Genomic DNA, 1,250 nt, shown 5'->3' with positions numbered 1-1,250 from the left:
AGGTGGTTGTAGACGACGCGGGCGAGGCGGCGTTTGAGGCAGCGCATCGCCTCGCGAGGGGTCTTGTTTTCGGCCTTCTTCTTCTCGTAATAGGCGTGGCCGAGGGTGTCGGGCATGCGTGCCTGGGTCAGCGCGATGCGGTGGATCGCGGCATTGATCTGGCGGTTGCCAGACCGGGTGAGTCGATGGCGTCCGGGGTTGGCCGACCACACCGGCACTGGGGCGATTCCCGCGTGGCGGGCGAACTGGGCCTCCCCGGGGAAGCGGGTGATGTCGGCGGATTCGCCGAGGAGTTTCGCGGCGCTGAGCGCGCCACAGCCGGGCATCGCCAACAGGGTGGGCACCGCGTCGGAAACCTTCTTGGTGATCTCCTTTTCGACCTCATTGATCTCCACGGTCAGGTCGTAGATGGCGGCGACTTCCTTGCCGGCCAGGCGGGCATCGACACTGCTTTGAGGCTCCAGCCAGGTTTGCAGTGCTTTCTGATGCTTCTTCGCCGTCAACCCACCCTTTTTGATGTGGTACTCGGGATCGAGTTGATGCACCCGCCACAACACCCGGTTGATCTTCGAGGTTCGTTCGCGCACAAGGCAATCCCGATAGTCCACGAGAGCTTTCATCTCGTAGGACACGGCATCGTGAGACGCCACCGGAAGGTCGGGTTCGCGTGCAGCGGCCCGAGCCACAGCCAACGCGTCGATCGGATCGGACTTGCCGCGTTCACGTCCGGTACGCCGATGTTCGGCCATCAAGTGCGGCGCTACCCGCACCACCTTCTGATCCGCGCCCAGCAGGTCGCGTTCCAGCCGGGCCGACATGTTGCGGCAGTCCTCGATGGCCCACAACACCTCGGTACCGAAACGAGCGTGAGCCCACTGCATGGCTGTGCGGTGACCGGCCGTCGTGGCCGGCACCACCGTGGATCCGAGTTGTTTGCCGACAGCGTCGACCGCGACGAAGGTGTGCGTGCGCTTGTGCACATCGGCACCGATAACGATCATGGAAGATGCCTTCCTGTCAGAGTGGAGTGGCGACAGTCGGGCCGGTCGGCGGACACATCTCAGTCGGGGCGATGCCACGCTCCTATCAAGTCACGCCGGCCGGTCCTGACACACCAGGCATCGGCACAATGAGCCAACACCAGCCCAATACAGCCAGGGGCGGTAACCAGCGGTAGAGCCAGATGCCTGATGGTCAGAACCCAACCACCACCGAAGTGGCTAGACAACCCTGACACTGAAACCAGCGGT

At 63.6% G+C, this 1,250-nt stretch carries 1 protein-coding gene; it reads right to left on the bottom strand.

What is annotated here, in order from left to right:
* Positions 1 to 1,001 (bottom strand): IS110 family transposase (locus FFS52_RS23555; protein WP_137811090.1); only part of this gene is annotated, 1,001 nt, incomplete at its 3' end.
* Positions 1,002 to 1,250: the final 249 nt, after the last annotated feature.

Origin of the sequence: Gordonia sp. ALPHA1B1 (assembly GCF_005502615.1) — a bacterium.
Classification (GTDB): domain Bacteria; phylum Actinomycetota; class Actinomycetes; order Mycobacteriales; family Mycobacteriaceae; genus Gordonia; species Gordonia hongkongensis.
This window is presented reverse-complemented; position numbering and strand designations above follow the sequence as displayed.